This window comes from Actinoplanes oblitus (genome assembly GCF_030252345.1).
Taxonomy (GTDB): Bacteria; Actinomycetota; Actinomycetes; order Mycobacteriales; family Micromonosporaceae; genus Actinoplanes; species Actinoplanes oblitus.
The window spans coordinates 6,981,122-7,000,864 of record NZ_CP126980.1 but is presented as its reverse complement, the minus strand read 5'-3'; the positions used below and the strand labels follow the sequence as shown (position 1 = coordinate 7,000,864).

The 19,743-nt window shown below is 72.5% G+C and carries 17 protein-coding genes; 13 read left to right on the top strand and 4 right to left on the bottom strand.

The window, feature by feature from the left end:
- Window positions 1–21: 21 nt before the first annotated feature.
- Window positions 22–627 carry a DUF6230 family protein gene (locus tag Actob_RS31605; protein ID WP_284915507.1) on the top strand — a complete coding sequence of 202 codons (606 nt, stop codon included), beginning with the start codon at window positions 22–24 and terminating at the stop codon, window positions 625–627.
- A gap of 2 nt (window positions 628–629) precedes the next feature.
- On the top strand, window positions 630–1,433 hold the full coding sequence (locus Actob_RS31600) for a DUF6114 domain-containing protein (protein WP_284915506.1): 804 nt from the start codon (window positions 630–632) through the stop codon (window positions 1,431–1,433).
- On the opposite strand, the gene Actob_RS31595 is transcribed toward Actob_RS31600, so the two are convergent.
- A complete protein-coding gene (locus tag Actob_RS31595; RefSeq protein WP_284915505.1) occupies window positions 1,430–1,795 on the bottom strand; it encodes a DUF4326 domain-containing protein in 366 nt (121 codons plus the stop codon). The two genes, Actob_RS31600 and Actob_RS31595, sit on opposite strands and share 4 nt — an antisense overlap.
- Before the next feature lie 242 nt (window positions 1,796–2,037).
- Between Actob_RS31595 and Actob_RS31590 the strand changes: the two genes are divergently transcribed.
- Together Actob_RS31590 and Actob_RS31585 are read left to right on the top strand one after the other, a co-directional pair.
- Complete coding sequence (locus Actob_RS31590) at window positions 2,038–2,349, top strand: hypothetical protein (RefSeq protein ID WP_284915504.1); 312 nt, start codon at window positions 2,038–2,040, stop codon at window positions 2,347–2,349.
- A 171-nt stretch (window positions 2,350–2,520) separates the two neighbouring features.
- Window positions 2,521–3,567, top strand: coding sequence for a pectinesterase family protein (locus Actob_RS31585; protein ID WP_284915503.1), 1,047 nt, complete (start codon window positions 2,521–2,523; stop codon window positions 3,565–3,567).
- A gap of 407 nt (window positions 3,568–3,974) precedes the next feature.
- Here Actob_RS31585 and Actob_RS31580 read toward each other — a convergent pair whose 3' ends face one another.
- The gene (locus Actob_RS31580) at window positions 3,975–5,165 is read right to left on the bottom strand and encodes an MFS transporter (protein WP_284915502.1); all 1,191 of its coding nucleotides are present in this window, start codon (window positions 5,163–5,165) and stop codon (window positions 3,975–3,977) included.
- A gap of 251 nt (window positions 5,166–5,416) precedes the next feature.
- On the opposite strand from Actob_RS31580, the gene Actob_RS31575 reads away from it, so the two are divergent.
- The 9 genes from Actob_RS31575 to Actob_RS31535 all read left to right on the top strand — a co-directional run bounded on the left by Actob_RS31575 (window position 5,417) and on the right by Actob_RS31535 (window position 16,882).
- Window positions 5,417–6,853, top strand: a complete 1,437-nt coding sequence (locus Actob_RS31575; RefSeq protein WP_284915501.1) for a type III PLP-dependent enzyme domain-containing protein — start codon at window positions 5,417–5,419, stop codon at window positions 6,851–6,853.
- Window positions 6,850–8,163 (top strand): pyridoxal-phosphate dependent enzyme, encoded by a 1,314-nt coding sequence (locus Actob_RS31570; RefSeq protein WP_284915500.1) that lies wholly within the window; start codon window positions 6,850–6,852, stop codon window positions 8,161–8,163. Before Actob_RS31575 ends, Actob_RS31570 begins: the two co-directional genes overlap by 4 nt.
- Complete coding sequence (locus tag Actob_RS31565) at window positions 8,160–9,332, top strand: aminotransferase class V-fold PLP-dependent enzyme (RefSeq protein ID WP_284915499.1); 1,173 nt, start codon at window positions 8,160–8,162, stop codon at window positions 9,330–9,332. The genes Actob_RS31570 and Actob_RS31565 overlap by 4 nt, the downstream gene beginning before the upstream one ends.
- Window positions 9,333–9,393: 61 nt before the next feature.
- Window positions 9,394–10,140 (top strand): class I SAM-dependent methyltransferase, encoded by a 747-nt coding sequence (locus tag Actob_RS31560; protein WP_284915498.1) that lies wholly within the window; start codon window positions 9,394–9,396, stop codon window positions 10,138–10,140.
- 50 nt (window positions 10,141–10,190) lie between these two features.
- Complete coding sequence (locus Actob_RS31555; RefSeq protein ID WP_284915497.1) at window positions 10,191–11,096, top strand: metal ABC transporter substrate-binding protein; 906 nt, start codon at window positions 10,191–10,193, stop codon at window positions 11,094–11,096.
- Between the two features lie 89 nt (window positions 11,097–11,185).
- On the top strand, window positions 11,186–11,812 hold the full coding sequence (locus Actob_RS31550) for a metal ABC transporter ATP-binding protein (protein WP_284915496.1): 627 nt from the start codon (window positions 11,186–11,188) through the stop codon (window positions 11,810–11,812).
- The gene (locus Actob_RS31545; RefSeq protein WP_284915495.1) at window positions 11,809–13,344 is read left to right on the top strand and encodes a metal ABC transporter permease; all 1,536 of its coding nucleotides are present in this window, start codon (window positions 11,809–11,811) and stop codon (window positions 13,342–13,344) included. Before Actob_RS31550 ends, Actob_RS31545 begins: the two co-directional genes overlap by 4 nt.
- Window positions 13,328–14,203 (top strand): metal ABC transporter permease, encoded by an 876-nt coding sequence (locus tag Actob_RS31540; protein ID WP_284915494.1) that lies wholly within the window; start codon window positions 13,328–13,330, stop codon window positions 14,201–14,203. The genes Actob_RS31545 and Actob_RS31540 overlap by 17 nt, the downstream gene beginning before the upstream one ends.
- A 648-nt stretch (window positions 14,204–14,851) precedes the next feature.
- Window positions 14,852–16,882, top strand: coding sequence for a S9 family peptidase (locus Actob_RS31535; RefSeq protein ID WP_284915493.1), 2,031 nt, complete (start codon window positions 14,852–14,854; stop codon window positions 16,880–16,882).
- Here Actob_RS31535 and Actob_RS31530 read toward each other — a convergent pair.
- Together Actob_RS31530 and Actob_RS43935 are read right to left on the bottom strand one after the other, a co-directional pair.
- A complete protein-coding gene (locus Actob_RS31530) occupies window positions 16,879–17,592 on the bottom strand; it encodes a GGDEF domain-containing protein (RefSeq protein ID WP_284915492.1) in 714 nt (237 codons plus the stop codon). The genes Actob_RS31535 and Actob_RS31530 overlap by 4 nt on opposite strands.
- A 39-nt stretch (window positions 17,593–17,631) precedes the next feature.
- Window positions 17,632–19,452: a serine/threonine-protein kinase gene (locus Actob_RS43935; RefSeq protein WP_328518394.1), complete on the bottom strand. Its 1,821-nt coding sequence runs from the start codon at window positions 19,450–19,452 to the stop codon at window positions 17,632–17,634.
- Between the last annotated feature and the right edge of the window lie 291 nt (window positions 19,453–19,743).

The following is a 19,743-nucleotide window of genomic DNA, read 5'->3' as shown; positions in this document are numbered from 1 at the left end:
GGGCGCTTAAGAGGAGAGTGAATGTCCCCCACACGTCTCGGACGGACCCGCTGGCGCCGGTTCGGCGCGATGCTGCTCGGCGGCCTCGTGGCCACCACCGCCCTGATCCTGCTGACCGGCAAGGGGGTGCTCGCGGCCTCCTTCTCGATCTCCGGCATGCCGTTCGTCGTCACCTCGCCCAAACTGCACGGTTACGGCTTCGAGCAGTACGCGGAGCTCGACCACATGGCGCCGGACAGCCCCAACGAGGGTGACACCGGCGGCCAGGTCGTCGTCATCGTCTCCGCGATCAGGGATGCCCAGCTGGACGGGCTGTGTCAGAGCATCGCGCTCGGCGGCATCAACCTGAAGCTCACCGCGGGCAGCCCCACCAACAAGGTCACCGCCGACACGCTCGTCGTCGACTCCGACGTGATCAGCGGTAACGCCGACTTCAAGAACATCGACATCGGCCAGGACGCCAGCACGCTCAACCGCGTCCCGGGCAAGCAGGGCGCCGTCGGGGTCTTCGGTCAGCAGGCCGAAGAGGTCACCATCAACAACCTGCGGCAGAACAACTACGCCACCACGGCGGTCACGTTCCACCTGCCCAGCCTGCACATGTCGTTCACCTCGGACGGCTGCTGACCGTGTCGACGGCCGGAGCACAGCAGGCCTCGCCGGGCGTCCGCGCCTGGCGGGGCTTCCGGACCTGGCGCCGCAGCCGGCCGTTCTGGGGCGGGCTGCTGGTGCTGCTCGGCGGGGTCGAGATCCTGATGACGGTCTGGGCGCCGCTGGGCGTGGTGTTGCACGTCGGCATGCAGAACTTCATCGGCTACCTGTTGCCGCTGGTGATCATCCTGCTCGGCGTGCTGCTCATCTTCAATCCGGCGCAGCGCCTGTTCTACTCGCTGATCGCGATAGTGTGCGCGCTCGCCTCGTTCCTCACCTCGAACATGGGCGGATTCCTCATCGGCCTGCTGTTGACGCTGGTGGGTGGTGCGCTGGCCTTCGCCTGGGCGCCCATCGGCGCGGCTCCCGCCGTTCCGCAGGGTGCGGCTCCGGCGGACATACCGCCCGGCGCCGGGAGTGCCCCGCGGGCCGTCGCGGGGAGCGGCCCGTCGCCCGTGCCGCCGGGTTGGTCGCCTGGCCCGCCCGGTTACCCCTCCGCGCCGCCGGGCTCGTCAGCCGTGTCGCCCGGGTCGCCACCCGCGCCTCGGTGGCCGCACGCCGAGCAGCAAGTTGACCCCCAGCAGCCCTTCCCGGCGCCGCCCGGCTCGTCGCCCGCGCCGGGGTGGCCGCGTGCCGAGCCGCAGGCTGGTGCCGAGCAGCCGGTGCCGCCCGCGCCGGGGTGGCCGCATGCCGAGCAGCAGGCTGACCCCCAGCAGCCTTCCCCGCCGTTGCCCGGTTCTGATCAGCGGTCGGCAGCGCCCCGCGGCAACCCGGCGCCCTAGGAACTCTCCCGGAGCACCGCGGCGGCCGCGTCGATCGGATCGGCGCCCGCCGCGACCCGGATCAGCACGTCCCCGTGACACGGCCCGTCCAGCGAGCACCAGCAGGCCAGATCCGCCCCGGCCAGCTCCGCGCGCACCCGCTCGATCCGCTCCGGGTCGGCCGCCAGCTCACGGCTGTAGGTGGTCACCGAGTCCGCCCGATCATGCGTCCGGCCACAGATCCGGCAGGTCCCGCCGACCTTGTGCCCGTTGTGGAACGGACTCGCCTTCAGCCCCGGCGCCGCACGCCCGACATAGATCGCCCCGTCCGGCACCTCGCCGTGGTAGAGGTCCCCGCGCACGCGCACCCGTTCGGCGGTCATACCGTCAACCTACCCCCGATCCGATGATCGGCCATTCGCTCCGTACGAATGGCGGAACCGGAATTCGGCCGGGCTGGGATCGGTGTCCTGAATTGCGCTTTCCGTCTCCGCGGAACGGCTCGGAATTTGTCATTTCCCAGCGCCCCGGAAACAGCGGCGTAAGTTCTCAGGTGCCGGGCCCGACGGCCCGGGCGAACACTTCGGGGGGAGACGTGACGATGAGCATCCGCACAATGGGCGCCGTGACCGGCACCCTGCTTTTTCTCGGCGGGATCGGGATGGTGCAGGGCCTTGCCGTGTCGCCCGCCGCGGCCGCACCCGTGCCGTCCGTGGTTCTCGCCGGCGGCGGGACGACCGGTGTCGGCACCGGCGACCGGGATTACCGGCAGGGCTACCGGGATGGTTACGGCGACGGCTGGCGGCAGGCCAAACGGGACTGCCAGGAGCCGATGAAAGGCAGCATGGGCCTGCGTGCCCGGAACGGCGATTACGAGAAGGGGTACGACCACGGATTCGCGCGAGGTTTCCGCGCGGGCTTCCGCGAATACTGCTGACCCACCGGCGAAGCGGGGCGGACTCGCCGGCCCGCCCCGCGCCCGCCTCCGCCCCCTGCCCGGGCCGTCGCCCGTCTCGATCGCGGGATCGGGTCATTGACGAGGCTGGATCGGATCGCCTACGGTGCCGTGAGGAAAGCCCTTTCCCCCAGCTAGGGCCGGGAGGCCACGATGCGCCGACGACACTTCCTCGAACTCTCCGCCACCCTCGGCGCCGGTGCCGCCGTCGCCTGGTCCGCCCCGGCGAGCGCCCACCGGCACCTCGACCTGATCGTGGCCGCCGACGGCTCCGGCGACGTCACGACCATTCAGGCGGCGATCGACGCGGCGCCGGCCGGTGCCACCACGCCGTACGCCATAGGTGTCCGACCCGGCAGCTACCGGGGCCAGGTCATCGTCCCCGCGGAGAAGACCAACCTGGAACTTCGCGGCCTCGGCCGCGCGCCCGCCGAGGTCCTGATCGCCGACGACCGCGCCAACGGCACGCTCAAACCGGACGGCACCCCGTGGGGCACCTCCGGCAGCGCCTCGGTCACCATCAGTGGCGCCGGATTCCGCGCGGCGAACCTGACCTTCGCCAACCTGTTCGACGAGGCAGCCCACCCGGAGATCGCCAACCGGCAGGCGGTAGCCGTGCTCACCCGGGCCGACCGGCTGGTCTTCGAGCGGGTCCGGTTCCTGGCGAACCAGGACACCCTCTACGTGAACAGCACCGCGGCCGGTGTCATCGCCCGGGCCTACTTCCGCGACTGCTACGTCGAGGGCGACGTCGACTTCATCTTCGGCCGCGCCACGGCCGTTTTCGATCGCTGCCGGATCCATTCGCTCAACCGCGGCAGCTCCCCGAACGGCTACGTCACCGCGCCGAGCACCGACCTCGCCAACCCGCACGGGTTGCTCTTCACGCACTGCCGCCTCACGTCCGACGCGCCCGCCGGCACCGTCTACCTGGGCCGCCCCTGGCACCCGGGCAACGACCCGAACGCCGTCGGCCAGACGATCATCCGCAACTCCTGGATCGGCGCGCACATCGGCGCCACCGCGTGGAGCGACTTCGGCACCTGGCCCTGGACCGGCGCCCGCTTTGCCGAATTCCGCAACAGCGGTCCCGGCGCCGTCGTCTCCCCGGACCGCCCCCAGCTCACCCCCGCCGCAGCCGCCACCAGCACCGTCGCCGCCTTCCTGCGAGGCCCCGACGATTGGTCACCCACCTGCTGAATCAAACCCGTTTCCGGTACGCCCGGATGCCGCTCCCCGCCGCGAACCGGTGGGGGAAACAGTGACCGGCAGCGAACCCGCACGACACGCGCCGCGGCCCGGAGTGGCCGCGGCCTCGCGAGCCGACTGCCACGGGGCTCCAAGTCGTACCGTGAATGGTTTTGATGGGAAATAACGGTCTTGCGGCGCGCCTCGATCCAGGGCGGGCGCGGCCTCGCGTCTGATCGGCCGGTCAAGCGCGAGCGGCCGGTCGGGCGAGGGCGGCCGGTCGGGCGAGGGCGGCCGGTCGGGCGAGGGCGGCCGGTCAGGCGAGAGCGGGCGGTCGGCGAGGGCGGTCGGGCGAGAGCGTGCGGTCAGGTGAGAGCGGGCCGTCAGGTGAGAGCGGGTGGTCGGGTGAGGGTGGGCGGTCAGACGAGGGCGGGGTGGTCGGCGGGGCGGGTTCGGGCGGCCCACCTGGTGACGGGGCGGTAGAGGAGGCCGCCTGCCGCGAAGAACAGGGCCAGGACCAGCCAGCCGTAGCCGTGCAGGCCGAGTACGCACGCGGTGACCAGGGGTGGCGCGATCATGTCGCCCAGGCCGCGGCCGGCGAAGTAGGTGCCCTGGTACTGGCCCTGCGCCCAGGGGGGTGCCAGCTCGAAGACGATGCCCCAGCTGCCGGTGGACAGCCACACCTCGCCGACCACGTGGATCACCGCGGCCACCGCGATCAGCGTCGCGGCCAGCCATGGTGACCGTCCGCTGGCGGCCGCGAGCACGCCGCAGGACAGCGCCACCACCAGGCTGCCGCGCAGCGCGGACCGGTGGGCGGCGGGCAACCCGGACACCCCGCTGGCCATCCGGACCTGGAGCAGCACGCAGCCGGCCGTGTTGATCACCAGGGCGACCGAGATCAGCCAGAGCGGGGCGTGTGCCCCGGTCGCCAGCCACAGCGGCAGGCCGAGCCCGAGCAGGTCGTTGTAGGTGCTGCTGAGCAGCCCGTCGAGCGCCGCGAAGCAGAGGAAGGGCCGGTCCCGCAACGCCACCAGGCGCGGTCCGCCAGCCGGGGCCACCTGCGGCGGGACCTGCGGGGCGCGGGTCAGCAGCAGGGCCGCGACCAGGAAGGTCAGCGCGTTGGCAAGCAGGATCACGACGTACCCGGTGTCGCCCCGCAGCAGCAGCGGGCCGCTTCCGGCGAGTGTGCCGACGCCCATGCCCGCGTTGGTGAGGCTGCGCATCCGGGCCCGCATCCGCAGCCGCTCGGCGGCCGGCACGGCACCGGCGGCGAGTGCCCCGTTGGCGCCCTTGGCCAGCGCGGTGGCCACCGCGATCACGCAGGAGAGCAGCGCGAACGGCACCACCGAGTGCACCGCGAGCAGGGCTGTGTACGCACCCGCGAGCACCACCATGGCCAGGATGGACAGTCGTTTCGGGCCGTACCGATCGGCGACGTAACCCAGCGGGGTCATCGCCAGCACGCCCGCCGCCGCCCCGGTGCTGAGTCCGATGGCGATCATCGCGGGGCTGAGCCCGGCGACGGTGGTCAGGAACAGGACGCTGGTGGTCAGGTACGCGCCGTTGCCGAACGCGTTGACCAGGGTGGCGAGGAGGAGCACACGCATACCGGCAATTCAACAAGACGTACGTACGGTTTTCAAGCGGATACCGGCGCGCGGCCCGTCCCGGCAATACCTCCGAAAGATGAATGAATGAGCGGGAGGGACGCCGTTCACATCTATTAGTACGTGCTCATATGAGCATTCGAATGAATCACCGACAGAACTGTTGACACGGTATTCACCCGATCCCGGACTGGCGATGAATCCGGTTCTCGGTTACGTTGAAAAAACGCCGGTGAAATCGGGAGAGGCAGATGCTCAGTCTGACGCCGAAAATCGATCCGACCATCCAGTCCCTGCTCGACGACCGTGACTTCCTGGCCGAACTGCTGGACGCGCTGGGCTCGCCGCTCGCCCTGGTCCTGCCGCAACGGGTGATGAGAAATGTGCAGGCCTTCCGGGAGACCTACCGCCGCCACCAGCTGACCGGCCGCCTCTACTACGCGCACAAGGCCAATCGATCCAGCGCGATTCTGCGCGAACTGGCGGCCGGCGACGCCGATGTCGACGTGGCCTCACTCGGCGAGTTGCAACACGCGCTGAGTGCCGGATTCACCCCCGGCCGGATCGTCGCGACCGGGCCGAAGAACCGCGAATTCCTCTGGCTGGCCGCCCGCACCGGGGTGACCGTCAGCGTCGATTCCGCCGACGAGCTCGCCGAGTTGGCCGGCATCGTGGCCGGGCACCGGCTGCCCCGGGTCCCGGTCAGCCTGCGGCTCTCCGGCTTCACCTCGGCGGGGGTGCGGGTGCTGACCCGGCGCAGCCGCTTCGGCACCCCGGCCGGGGCGCTCGCCGACCTGCTCGACCTGCTCGAGAAGCGGGCCGATCAGGTGGAGCTGACCGGGGTGGCCTACCACCTGGACACCATCGGGCTGCCGGAGAAGGCCGTCGCGGTGGAGGGCTGCCTGGTCGCGCTCGACCAGTGCCGGGCGCGCGGACTGCGGCCGCGCTCGCTCGACATCGGCGGCGGGTTCGGGGTGAACTACCTCGCCGACGGCGCCGAGTGGGAGCGCTGGACGACCGAGCTCGGCCAGGCGGTGCTGGGCCGGCGGCCGCCGCTGACCTGGGAGGGGCACGGGTACGGGCTGCGCGCCGAGGGCGGCACCCTGCGGGGCGACCTCGCGCTGTATCCGGCGTATCGGCCGGTGGCCGGAGCCGCCTATCTGGACCGGCTGCTCGGCACTCCGGCTCCGGAGCGTGGCCAGCCCCTCGGCCGCCTGCTGCTGGACCACATGTACGACCTGGACATCGAGCCCGGCCGTGCCCTGCTGGACCAGTGCGGGGTGATCCTGGCCCGGGTCCTCTCGGTCACCGGCGAGACGGTCCGGCTCGACCTCAACGCTCGTGACGTCAGCCTGGAGGAGCACGGCGTCCAGATGGACCCGGTGGTGATCCCGCGCACCGACAACCGTCGCATCGAGAGGAGCCACGCCGGCGTCCACCTGCTCGGCAACCTCTGCCTGGAAGCCGACCTGATCACTCGCCGCAAGGTGTTCCTGCCGGTCGTGCCGCGGCCCGGCGACCTGCTCGCCTTCGTCAACACGGCCGGTTACTTCATGGACTTCAGCGCTACTAACGCCCTGCACCAGCCGGTCGCCCGCAAGGTCGCGGTCTACCGGTCCGGCGGCGTCCGCCGATGGTGCCTCGACGACCGGTACTGGCCTGTCCACCCCCGGCAGGAGACTCCATGAGACACGACGACATCACCGACGCGATCGGCAACACCCCGCTCGTGCGCATCGACCCGGCCGTGCACGGCCTGCGCAACATCGACCTCTACGCCAAGCTGGAGCTGCTCAACCCGTTCGGCTCGGTGAAGGACCGGGCCGCCTGGCAGATGGCCCGCCCGCTGCTGGCCGGCGCGCCCGCGGACGCCACCCTGGTCGAGCTGTCCAGCGGCAACACCGCCAAGGCGCTCGCCCTGCTCGCCGGGATGCACGGGCTGCCGTTCAAGAGCGTCACCAACCGGATGAAGGTCCCCGAGATCAAGGAGCTGTTGCTGCTGCTCGGCGCGGAGATCGACGAGCTGCCCGGCCAGTCCGAGTGCCTCGACCCGACCGACACCGGCGACCCGCTCACCCGGATGCACCAGCGGCTCGCCGCGGCCGGTGGCAGGTACCTGCACACCGATCAGTACTTCAACGAGCGCAACGTGGAGGCCCATCTGCACGGCACCGGCCCGGAGATCATCAAGGACCTGGACGGCAGCGCCCCGGACTATTTCCTGGCCTGCGTCGGCACCGCCGGCTCGTCCACCGGGGTGGCCCGGGCATTGCGCCAGCACGACCCGGACGTCGAGGTGGTCGGCCTGGTCGCCGCGAAGAACGACTTCATCCCGGGCATCCGGACCCTCGACGAGGTGCGGCAGGTGGGCCTCTTCGACCCGGACGTCTACGACGCCCTGGAGACGATCACCGCCGACGACGCCATCGACGGGTTGCTCACCCTGGTCCGCCGGTGCGGGATCCTGACCGGTCCGACCGGTGGCGGCGCGTTCCGCGGCGCGGTCCGCCACCTGAGTCCCCTCGATGCCGCCCTGACCAGCCGGAAGACCGCCGTCTTCATCGTCTGCGACCGGCTGGAGAGTTACCTTTCGTACGTCCGGGACCGCCGTCCCGAGCTGTTCGGCCGCCCGCCGCGGCGCAACTCCACGGGCACCCTGACCGACGCCGAGGTGGCCGCCGCCCCGGTGCTGGACGCCCGCGCCGCCCAGTGCTGGATCGCCTCGACCGGCGCCCTGGTGCTGGACCTGCGCAGCCCGTACGCGTTCCAGGCCCTGCACATCCCGGGCGCTGTCAACATCGCCGACGAGGTCTTCGCCGACCTGCTGCACGCCGGCCTGCCGATCAGCCGGCACCGCCCGGTCCTGCTGGTCTGCCCGGTGGGGGAGAGGTCCGCCCGGTACGCGGCCCTGCTGCGCCGGATGGGCCACCCCGACGCCCGGTCGCTGGCCGGCGGCGTGATCGCCTGGCGCGACGCCGGCCTGGAGCTGGTCCGATGACCGGCTGGCAACGGGAGCTGCGCGCCCAGTTCCCGATCGTCACCGCGCACCCGGAGATCGCGTACCTGGACAGCGCCGCCACCGCGCAGAAGCCGCAACCCGTCCTGAACGCCGTCCTGGACTATCTGACCAGCGAGAACGCGAACGCCGCCCGGGGCACGTACCCGTGGGCCAACCGCACCACGGCCCGGGTCGAGGGGGCTCGCGACCGGGTCCGCGCCTTCCTCGGCGACCCGGCCCCGGACCGCTCCGTGGTGCACTTCGTCAGCGGCGCGACCGAAGGGCTGCGCGCGGTCGCCCGGGACTGGCTCGCCCCGCGGCTGCGTGACGGTGACGAGATCGTCGTGCCGTACGCCGACCACAACGCCAACATCGTCTGCTGGCACGAGGCCGCCGCCCTGGCCCACGCCCGTGGCGCCCGGGTCACCCTGCGCGCCATGCCCTACGACGCCGCCCACGACTACGACGCCGCCCGCCTCGCCGAACTGGTCACCCCGCGGACCCGGATGATCGCGGCGACCCACGTGCACCACGTCTACGGCAACGACATGCAGGTGTCCCGGCTGCGGGCGGCGGCCGGGCCGGACGTGCCGATCTGCCTGGACGCCGCGCAGAGCGCCGGCCACCTGCCGATCTCGGTCGCCGACCTGGACGTCGACTTCCTGGTCTTCTCCGGGCACAAGGCGATGGCGCTGCCCGGCATCGGTGTGCTCTGGGCCGGCAACCGTCGCGGCCCCGGCTATGTCCCGGCGGGCTGGGCCGGCACCCCGAACACCAGCGGCATCGTCAGCCTGGTCGCCGCCCTGGACTGGCTCGACGCGGCGGGCGTCGACCGGATCGCCCGCTGGACCCGGGACCTCGGCACCCGCCTCACCGACGGCCTGTCCCGCCTCGACGCCTACCAGGTCCTCGGCTGCCAGAGCAGCCTCGCCGCCACCTCCGGCGTGCAGCGCCGGCAGGGCATCGTCACCTTCCGGCACCGCGCGATCGGCTCCACCGACCTCGGCTTCATCCTGGCCGCCGACGGCCTGCTCGTCCGGGCCGACGGCCACTGCCAGGGCGATCAAGGCGAGAAGACCTCTTCGGTACGGGTGAGCCTGCACGCCTACAACACGGCCCAGGAGATCGAGCGCCTGCTCGACCGGCTCGCGGACCTGAATTCCGGCTGACACGCAACCGGCGTCTGTTAGAAACGGTTGTCATTTCCGTGAAGCCACGAAAGCAGCCGCCATGACGCCTGTCGCCCTCGATCCCACCCGCGTCGCCGGCTGGCGGACCACCTGGGACGCGGTGATGCTCGGCTTCGTTCCCGGCCTGCCCGCCCTGGAACGCGTCGTCGCCACCGCCGCCGAGGCTGCCCGGGGTGCCCCGCCGGCCCGGGTTCTCGACCTCGGCGGCGGGCCCGGCCTGCTCGCCGAGCGGATGTCCCGCCGCTGGCCGGCCGCCGCCGTCACCCTGCTCGATCTCGACCCGGTCCTGCTCGAACTGGCCCGGGCCGGGCTGCCGCCGGCTGTCGAGGTGGTCCGCGCCGATCTCGCGTCGCCCGCCTGGCCGGCCGTCACCGGTGGCGGATACGACCTGATCACAGTGGTGATGACCGTCCACTACCTGGTGCCGGAGGCGATCCGGGCGCTCTACGCCGCGGCGCGGGAGGCGCTGGCCCCGGGCGGGCTGCTGGTGGTCGCCGACCTGATGCCGGACGACGGCCTGCCGTACGTGATGCGGGCGCTCGATCCGGGGCCGGGGGAGGGTGCCGCCGAGCTGGCGTGGGCGCAGTGGTGGGGTGGGCTGGGCGCCGTACCGGAAATCGCCGGTCTGCTCGCGGCCCGCGCGGACCTCTTCCGAGATCGGCCGCCGGCCGGTTTCACGGCGGACCTGGGCTGGCACGCGGCCGCGGCCCGGGCGGCCGGCTTCGGCGAGGCGGGCGCACTCTGGCGGGAGGGGCGGCACGCGGCCCTCGCCGCCCAGCTCAGATGAACGGGTGCGCATTAGACAATTGAAAATGAATCCCATTAGCGTTTCCAGCCATGAGTCACCGGCACCGCATCCTCGCCCTGCTCGCCGCCACGACGGCCCTGCTCTCCTCGACCGCCTGCGACCGGGCCGAGAGCGCCGGCCCCACCAGGTTCACCGTGGTGGCCACCACCCCCGAGGTCGCCGACTTCGCCCGCGCCGTCGGCGGCGAGCACGTCAAGGTCACCCAGCTCATCAAGGTCGGCGTCGACCCGCACGACTACGAGCCGACCCCGGCCGACATCAAGGCCATCGCCGACGCGAGGCTGCTCGTCGAGAACGGCGCCGGACTCGAGGAGTGGCTCGGCCAGACGATCTCGTCGGCCGGTTTCCGCGGCCCGGTCGTCGACACCAGCAGCGGTGTCCCGCTGCGCCCGGGCGACCCGCACATCTGGCACGACCCGCGCAACGCCCGGCTGATGGTCGGCACCATCGCGAAAGGCCTGGCCGGGGCCGATCCCGCGCACGCCGCGGACTACGCGCGGAACAGCGCCGCCTACACCGCCGAGATCGACAGATTGGACCGGGAGAACCAGGCCGCCTTCGACGCCCTGCCGGCCGCGGACCGCAAGCTGGTCACCGACCACGACGCGTTCGGCTACTACGTCGACAGGTACCGGCTGGAGTTCGTCGGCTCGGTGATCCCCAGCATGGACACCTCGGCCGAACTCTCCGCCCGGCAGCTCACCGACCTGGTCGCCAAGATCAGAGCGACCGGCACCAAGGCCGTTTTCACCGAGAGCTCCCTGCCGCGCAAGACCGCCGAGGCGATAGCCGAACAGGCCGGCGTCCGGGTGGTCGGCGGCGCGGACGCGCTGTTCGGCGACAGCCTCGGCGAGCCCGGCACCCCGGAGGGCACCTACCTCGGCGCGGAGCGCCACAACACCCGCGTCATCACCGCCGCCCTGGCCGGCCGCTGATGCCCGCTCCACTCCGGACCGCCGACGCGCCCACTGTCACCCGGCCCGCGGCGCGTTCCCGGTACGGCGGGAGCACCGTCGAGCCCGTCGTGCGTTTCCGTCACGCCACGATCGGGTATCCGGGAAATCCGGTGCTGATCGGGCTGGATCTGGACCTGCGGGCCGGCGAGCGGCTCGCCCTGACCGGACCGAACGGCGCCGGCAAGTCCACCCTGATCAAGAGTGTCCTCGGACTCGCCGCCGTCCTCGGTGGCGCGGTGGAGGTGTTCGGTCGCTCCCCCGGCCGGGCAGGCGGCCTGTGCGGATACGTCCCGCAGGCCGCCGACCTCGACCCGGACTTCCCGGTCACCGCCGGGCAGGTGGTGCTGATGGGCCGCTACCGGCGTACCGGCTGGTGGCGTCCCACCCGGGCGGCCGACCGCCGGGCGGCCCGCGCGGCCCTCGACCGGGTCGGGCTCGCCGACCGGGCCGGCGTCCGCTTCGGACTGCTCTCCGGCGGCCAGCGCCAGCGCGTGCTGCTGGCCCGCGCGATCGTCGGCGAAGCCGCGTTGCTGCTGCTGGACGAGCCGTTCAACGGGGTGGACGCGGACAGCCAGCGATCCATCCTGACCGTCCTGTCCGAACTCACCGCCGCCGGCGCCGCCCTGATCCTGAGCACCCACGACGAGCCGCTGGCCCATCGGTTCGCCCACCGGGTCCTGGCGGTCGGCACGTGATCGACGTGTTCGCCGTGCCGTTCATCGGCCGGGCGCTCGCCGAGCTGCTGCTGCTCGGCCTGGTGTGCGGTCCGGTCGGCTTCTTCGTCTTCGCCCGGCGGTTGTCGTTCACCGCCGACGCGCTCACCCACACGGTCTTCCCCGGCGTGGTGATCGGCTTCCTGGCCGGCGGCACCACCGGGCTGCTGGCCGGTGCCCTGATCGCGGCGCTGCTGACCGCCGTGGTGCTCACCCTGATCACCTATCGTGGCGGCGTCACCGACGACGCCGCCACCGCGGTCCTGCTCACCGTGATGTTCGCGATCGGGGTGGCGCTGGTCTCCCGGAAGCCGTCCTACACCGCCGACCTGACCGCCTTCCTGTTCGGCCGGCTGCTCACCGTCTCGCCGGCCCAGCTCGCCGAGACCGCCGTCCTGACCGTAGTGATCCTCGGCGGTCTCGCCGTGCTCGCCCGCCCGCTGCTGTTCCGCGCCTTCGACCCGGTCGGCGCCGCTGCCGCCGGGTACCGCGCCTTCCGGCTCGACCTCGGACTGAACATCCTGGTGGCCCTGGTGGTGGTGGCCGCCGTCCGGGCCGTCGGCACCATCCTGGTCGTCGCGCTGCTGGTGGTCCCGCCCGCCGCGGCCCGCCTGCTGTCCAGCCGCCCGGTTCCGATGGTGCTGGCCGGCACCGCCCTGATCATGCTGGCCGGTCCCACGGGCCTGTGGCTGAGCTGGGTCGCCTCGGTCGATCACGGCATTCCGCTCGGGGCTGCGCCCACCGTCGTCCTGCTCCTGGTGGTGGCCTACCTCGCGGCCCTCCCGCTGGCCCGCGTCCTGCGTCCCGACCCACCCGCCCCGGTCCCCGCCAGCCCCGGCCACGCAGTCCCGGCTGGCCGTGAGGGTGGTCCCGAGCCCGCGGAAGGGACCGTGAGCACCAGCCGCGTGAGCCGAGCTGGTGGTGACGGTGGTGTCCGGGGCTTGGAGGGGACCGTGAGTGCCAGCCGGGTTGGTCCGGCTGGTGGTGACGGTGGTGTGCAGGGCCTGGAGGGGACCGTGGGTGCCAGCCGGGTGGGTCCGGCTGGTGGTGACGGTGGTGTTCGGGGCGGGGAGGGGACCGTGGGTGCCAGCCGCGTGGGCCGGGCTGGTGGTGAGAGTGGTGTTCGGGGTGTGGAGGGGACCGTGGGTGCCAGCCGGGTGGGTCCGGCTGGTGGTGACGGTGGTGTTCGGGGCGGGGAGGGGACCGTGGGTGCCAGCCGCGTGGGCCGGGCTGGTGGTGAGAGTGGTGTTCGGGGTGTGGAGGGGACCGTGGGTGCCAGCCGGGTGGGTCCGGCTGGTGGTGACGGTGGTGTCCGGGGCGGGGAGGGGACCGTGGGTGCCAGCCGCGTGGAAGGGGCTGGTGGTGACGGTGGTGTCGTGCGTGTTCAAGGGACGGTGAGCGCCAGCCGGGATGGTGGGGCTGGTCGTGACGGTGGTGTCGCTGGTGCGGAAGGGGCTGTCAGCGCCAGCCGGGGGCGGTTCGAGTGGTGGGGCCGGCGTGAGCTGGTGGGATGACGCGGTGCACCGGGCGGCCGTGGAAGCGGTCCTGGCCGGCGCGCTGGGGGCGCTCGTCGGAGTGCGGGTGGTGGTGCGGCGGCTGTCGTTCTTCACGATGGCGCTGACCCACGCGACCTTCCCTGGGGTGGTGGCCGCCGCGCTGCTCGGCGTCAACATCCTGGTCGGCGGCGTGGTCAGCGGAACCGCGGTGACCCTGGGCGTGGTGGCCCTCAGCCGCCGCCGGGGTCAGGGTGCGACAGCGGCGACCGGTGTGCTGCTGGCCGCCGGGTTCGCCCTGGGCGCGGCGCTGGTCGCCACCCGGAACGGGTTCGGCAGGGACCTGTCCGCCTTCCTGACCGGCTCGATCCTCACCGTCGGGGACCGGGACCTGATCACCACGGCGGTTGTCCTGGCCCTGGTCACCACGGTGCTGCTGGTCTTCGCCCGGCCGCTCGCCTACAGCGGGTTCGATCCGGCCGGTGCCCGGGCCGCCGGTCTGGCAGTGCCGTTCTGGGACCTCATGCTGCTGCTCACCGTGCAGGTCACGGTGGTCACGATGGTTCCCGCGGTGGGTACCTTCCTGGCGGTGGCGCTGATCGTCGCCCCGGCCGCCGCGGCTCGTCTCTGGTCCGACCGGATTCTGGTGATCACCGCGCTGGCTGTGGTCTTCGGGAGCACTGCCGGGATTGCGGGGCTTTACGTCTCCGCTCGCGGGAACGTCGCCGCCGGGCCCGCCATCACGTTGTCCGCGGCGGGCTGGCTGCTGTTGTCGACTGTTGCTGTCCGCGTCCGTGCCCGCGTCCGCGTCCGCGTCCGTGTCGGCGCCCGCGCAGACAGCCGCAGCTACGCGCCGCTCCACCCCGCTCGGCGAAACTGAGCGAAAGTCACGGATCCTCCGAAACCGGGCGGTTGCCGCGGTGCGGGTGGGGTGCGGGCTGGGCGGGAGTGTGCTCAGGGCGTACGCAAATCGGGTCTTAGCTTGGTCTTAACGGTCGGACAGCGTGCGGATAGCGATCTTGAGGCGATGGTCTGTCGCAACGGATCGACTGGAGGTTTCGGAGATGTTGCAGGTTCGCACCGCGATTGTGCTGGCTACCGGCGTGTTGGCTGTCCTCGGTGTTGCGGGTACCGCGCTCGCTGCCGATGGGGGCTCGGCGGCTCCTACTTCGGCGTCGCCCCGGGTCTCGGCCAGCGCCGACGACCACGGCGGCCGGCGGAATGACGACAAGGGTGGTCGGTCGGGGCACGCGGAGCCGGGGGACGACAGGGGTGGTCGGTCGGGGCACGCGGAGCCGGGGGACGACAGGGGTGGTCGGTCGCGGCACGCGGAGCCGGGCGATGACAGGGGTGGTCGGTCGCGGCACGCGGAGCCGGGGGACGACAGGGGTGGTCGGTCGCGGCACGCGGAGCCGGGGGACGACAAGGGTGGCCGTGGCGAATCTGGCGAGGGGCGCCACGGCCGGGGCCGGGGCGGTGACGACTGACCTCTCCACCGGAACGGCCCGTCCGGTGATAGAAAGACCGAATGATCACCGACGATCCTTCGGCGCCCTTCGCTGACCTCGACGCCTACGTCGCCCTGCCCCGGGTCGCCGGCCTGCGGCTCTCCCCGGACGGAACCCGGCTGGTCGTCGGCGTGGGTACCCCGGACCGGAAGAACAACCGCTACACCACCGCGCTGTGGGAGGTCGACCCGGCGGGCGTCCGGCCGGCCCGCCGGCTCACCCGCAGCGACAGGGGCGAGACCGCTGCCGCCTTCACCCCGGCCGGCGATCTGCTGTTCACCTCGGCCCGGCCGGATCCGGAGGCCGATCCCGGTGAAGAACCCGTGACCGCGCTGTGGCTGCTGCCGTCCGGCGGCGGGGACGCCCGTGTGCTGGCGTCCCCGCCCGGCGGCGTGCGCGGGCTGGTGACCGGTCCGAGCGGCACCGTGGTGTTCGGCTCGGCGCTGGCCGCGACCTCCGCCGACCCGGAGGCCGACCGGGAGTTCCGCAAGAGGCGCAAGGACGCCGGCGTCAACGCGGTGCTCTACGAGGACTACCCGATCCGCTTCTGGGACCAGGCGTTCGGCCCGGACCGCACCCGCCTGCTCACCGGTGACGTCGACGGCGACGGCCGGCTGGAGCTGCGGGACCTGACCGGGCACGTGGGCCGGGCGCTCGGCGACGACGCCGCCTGGGATCTCACCCCGGACGGCGAGACCGTCGTCGCCGCCTGGGCGGTCGCCGAACCGGCCGGCTCGCAGCGGTACACGCTGGTCGCTGTCGACGTGGCGACCGGCGAGCGCCGTACCCTGGCCGACGACCCGGAGCAGGAGTACGAGTCGCCGCGCATCTCGCCGGACGGCACCCAGGTCGCCGTCGTGGTCTACCGCCGGTCGACCGCCGCGGATCCCGGCGATCGCTGGGTGGCCCTGGTGCCGCTGGACGGCGGCCCGGTCCGGGACCTGACCGCCTCGTGGGACCGCTGGCCGACCGACATGCGCTGGATGCCGGACGGCACCGCGCTGATCGTGGCCGCCGACCATCACGGACGCGCCCCGCTGTGGCGGGTCGACGCCGGCACCGGGCAGATCACCCGGCTGACCACCGACGACGGCTGCTACACCGACTTCACGGTGGCGCCGGACGGCCGGTCGATCTACGCGCTGCGGTCGGCCGGCGACAGCCCGCCCGCCCCGGTCCGGGTCACGGTCGAGGGCACCCCGGCCGTGGAGCGCCTGCTCGGCCCGGGTCCGGACGTGCCGGTCCCGGGACGCCTCACCGAGGTGACCGCCACGGCCGCCGACGGCACCCCGCTGCGCGCCTGGCTGGCCCTGCCGCGCGAGGCCGGCCCGGAGAACCCGGCACCACTGCTGCTGTGGATCCACGGTGGGCCGCTGGCCTCGTGGAGTTCCTGGTCCTGGCGGTGGAACCCGTGGCTCGCGGTGGCCCGGGGGTACGCCGTCCTGCTGCCCGACCCGGCCCTGTCCACCGGCTACGGGGTGGAGTTCGTCAAGCGGGGGTGGGGGGCGTGGGGCGCGGCGCCGTACACCGACCTGATCGCGTTGACCGACGCCGCCGAGCAGCGGGAGGACGTCGACGCCACGCGTACCGCGGCGATGGGTGGCAGCTTCGGCGGCTACATGGCCAACTGGATCGCCGGGCACACCGACCGGTTCACGGCCATCGTCTCGCACGCCTCGCTGTGGGCGCTCGACCAGATGTGGGGCACCACGGACCTGTCGTACTACTGGGTTCGGGAGATGACCCCGGACGCGATGCTGGCCAACTCACCGCACCGGTTCGCCGACGAGGTGACCACGCCGATGCTGATCATCCACGGGGACAAGGACTATCGCGTACCGATCGGTGAGTCCCTGCGCCTCTGGTGGGATCTGCTCTCCCGGTCCAAGGCGGCGGACGGCACCACCCCGCACCGCTTCCTCTTCTTCCCGGACGAGAACCACTGGATCATGACACCGGGCCACGCCAAGGTCTGGTACGAGACCGTCTTCGCCTTCCTCGACCACCATGTCCACGGCGCACCCTGGCAGCGCCCCGAACTGCTCGGTTAGCGGAACGGCAGGGCCGGGCGATCCCCCGGAGCCGGCGAGCCGAACATCGCCGTGGCCGACCGCGTCTGCTTGGCCGCCCGCGTCGACGCCTCGGCCCGCTGGAAGAGCTCCGCCGGCGTCGCGGCGTGCGCCGGATAGACGGCGGCACCGACGGCGGCGTCGATCCGGACCTGGAAACCGTCCAGGTCGGCCGGGCCCCGCAGCGCGTCCAGCAGACGGCGGGCGGTCTCCAGGCAGGCCGCCGCCGAGCCGATCCGGGGGAGCAGTACCGCGAACTCGTCGTCGCCGATCCGGGCCACCGTGTCGGTGTCGCGCACCGCGGCGGACAGCCGGGACGCCGCCTCGGCCAGCAGCAGGTCACCGATCCGCTGGCCGAGTGCGTAGTTCACGTCGCCCACGTCGTCCAGGTCGAACACCAGTAGGCCCGCCGACTGCTGCTCGGCGGCGGCGACCGGCAGGGCGCGTTCCACTGTCGCGACCATCATGGCCCGGTTCGGCAGGCCGGTCAGCCCGTCGTGGGAGGGTAGCTGGCGCTCGTCGGCCGGGCGGTGGAACAGTGCCCGGCCACAGACGGCCAGCAGCACGAGGTCGGCGGCGAGCACCCCGCCGAGCACCCAGCGACCGGCCCCACCCGCGGCGGCCAGCGCGAACAGTCCGACGGTCAGGCCGATCAGCGCGGCCCGCGCCGCACGCACCCGTCCACCGCTCATGCCGCTCTGATCGGCCGGCACCCGGCGGCCCTGAGAGAACTACCCGCAGTGCTCGAATCCACTGGTCCAGGACAGGGCGCCCACCGAACCGCCCCACTTCACGCAGGTCGCCTTGGCCACCGCGGTGACCGGCCCGGCGTAGTACTGGAACGAGCCGCTGTCCGTCTTGGCGCCCTTGCCCTGCACCTCCAGGTACGCCGACGCCGCGCCCTTGCGGTCCAGCCCGGCCGTCCGCAGCGTCACCACGCAGTTCGCCCCGTCCGAGGCGCGGTAGAGCAGGAAGATCTTGCCCTTCACCACCCCGGCGGCGGACTTCAGGTTGTGCTGGTCGGCGACGGTGAAGTCGTTGCCGCACACGTCGGTGGGGCGGTACCTGTTCGGCTCCTCGGTCTCCTCCGGCCCGGCCGTGGCCGGGTCGGTCGACGGGGACTCCGACGGCGACTGCGACGGCACCGGGTCGGGCGACGGCTGGCTGGTGCCCGGCTTCGGCTTCTGGTCCTTGTCCCGCTTCCCGTTCTTGCGGGTCTGGTTCGGTGCCGGCAGCACGTCGTCGCCGGTCGGGTCCTGCACCTGCTGATCGCCGCCGCCCTGCGCCTCGATCCCGCCGACCGGGCCGCCCTGGTCGCCCGCCTCGCTCATGTCCGGCTTGGTCGCCAGCATGATGCCGACACCGAGAAAGACAAGCACCAATGCGCCACCAATAAGCGCGAGATTTCGCGACTTGCCGGATTTGTCGGGGCGGGAAGGCGGTGCTGCCCGAACCCCGGAGCCGGGCGTAGCACCCCCGGAGAACCCGCCGCTCCCCGAGGCGAACCCGCCCTGAGGAGTGCCAGTCGAGGAGTAGCCACCCGAAGGTGTACCCGTCGGGGAGAACCCGCCCTGAGGTGTAGCCGCACCGGAGAACCCGCCCTGAGGTGTAGCCGACCCCGGCGGGAACCCGCCACCCTGCTGCTGAACCGGAAATGTCGGGAAAGTCGGTGCGGACATCTGCTGCCGAACCGTCTGCGTCCCCCAGCCCCCGGGCCCGCCCGCCGGCCGCCCCGCGCTCCGAGCCGCATCCGCGAGAGCCGCCCCGCTCGGGAACCGCTGAGCCGGATCCTTGGCCAGCGCCCGCAGCACCACCGACGCCACCGGCCGGGGCACGTCCGGCGGCAGCACCGGAGGCTGCCCGTGCACCAGCTGCGCCAGCACCGCGAGCGGATTGTCCCCGACATACGGCGGGCGGCCGGCCAGGCAGGTGAACGCCACCGCCCCCAGCGCGTAGACATCGGTGGCCGCCGTCACCGGCAACCCCTCCGCCTGCTCCGGCGCCATGTAGTGCGCCGAGCCCATCACCACGTTCGTGCTGGTGATCCCGCTGATCCCGACCGACCGCGCGATCCCGAAGTCGACGAGCACGAGCGCGCCGCCCGGCCGGACCAGCAGGTTGCTCGGCTTCACGTCCCGGTGGATGATCCCGGCCTGATGCGCCGCGTGCAGCGCGTCGGCCATCCCCGCCATGATCGACATGGTCTCGGCGGGGCTGAGCCGCCCGGCCTGCTGGATCTTCTTCGACAGCGACGTCCCGTCGATGAACTCCATCACCAGGTAGTCGAACCGCTCCCCGTCGACCACCGCGTTCTCGCCGTAGTCGTAGACCTGCACGATCCCCGGGTGCCGCAGCTGGGCCATCATCCGCGCCTCGGACCGGAACCGGGTGATGAACTCGCTGTCGTTCATCAGCGCCGGAAGCAGCACCTTCACCGCGACCTCACGGCGCAGCAGCAGGTCCTCGCCGCGCCACACCTCGCCCATCCCGCCGGCCGCGACGCGTTGGTTCAGCTGATAGCGGCCGTTGAGCACAATCCCCGGGGCAAGCACCGGGCCATGCTAGTCGCCGGAGCCAAGCCGATGGTTCCGGTGATCACTCCGCAAGACGCCAAACCCGCCCTTTCGGTACGCCTGGCGCCGCCCCCACCGCACCATCCCCGCCCGTGCCTACCCGCGAGGTCCGCCGGACACCGGGCCGCCCGGCGACCGCCGGGCTGAATCCCTGGTCGCCGGCCATGCGCCCACCGAGCGACAAGTCGGATGATCCAGGGACGAAACTCGCACTTCACCCGGCGGTCGATGGTACGAATGGGGGGTAATAACCCCAAACCACTATGGATC

Excerpts from the sequence above, each read along its gene's own strand:
- Actob_RS31570 (WP_284915500.1), top strand. The coding sequence starts at position 6,850 with ATGAGACACGACGACATCACCGACGCGATCGGCAACACCCCGCTCGTG.
- Actob_RS31605 (WP_284915507.1), top strand. The coding sequence starts at position 22 with ATGTCCCCCACACGTCTCGGACGGACCCGCTGGCGCCGGTTCGGCGCG.
- Actob_RS31555 (WP_284915497.1), top strand. The coding sequence starts at position 10,191 with ATGAGTCACCGGCACCGCATCCTCGCCCTGCTCGCCGCCACGACGGCC.
- Actob_RS31560 (WP_284915498.1), top strand. The coding sequence starts at position 9,394 with ATGACGCCTGTCGCCCTCGATCCCACCCGCGTCGCCGGCTGGCGGACC.
- Actob_RS31580 (WP_284915502.1), bottom strand. The coding sequence starts at position 5,165 with ATGCGTGTGCTCCTCCTCGCCACCCTGGTCAACGCGTTCGGCAACGGC.
- Actob_RS31530 (WP_284915492.1), bottom strand. The coding sequence starts at position 17,592 with ATGAGCGGTGGACGGGTGCGTGCGGCGCGGGCCGCGCTGATCGGCCTG.
- Actob_RS31565 (WP_284915499.1), top strand. The coding sequence starts at position 8,160 with ATGACCGGCTGGCAACGGGAGCTGCGCGCCCAGTTCCCGATCGTCACC.
- Actob_RS31595 (WP_284915505.1), bottom strand. The coding sequence starts at position 1,795 with ATGACCGCCGAACGGGTGCGCGTGCGCGGGGACCTCTACCACGGCGAG.
- Actob_RS31575 (WP_284915501.1), top strand. The coding sequence starts at position 5,417 with ATGCTCAGTCTGACGCCGAAAATCGATCCGACCATCCAGTCCCTGCTC.
- Actob_RS31535 (WP_284915493.1), top strand. The coding sequence starts at position 14,852 with ATGATCACCGACGATCCTTCGGCGCCCTTCGCTGACCTCGACGCCTAC.
- Actob_RS31585 (WP_284915503.1), top strand. The coding sequence starts at position 2,521 with ATGCGCCGACGACACTTCCTCGAACTCTCCGCCACCCTCGGCGCCGGT.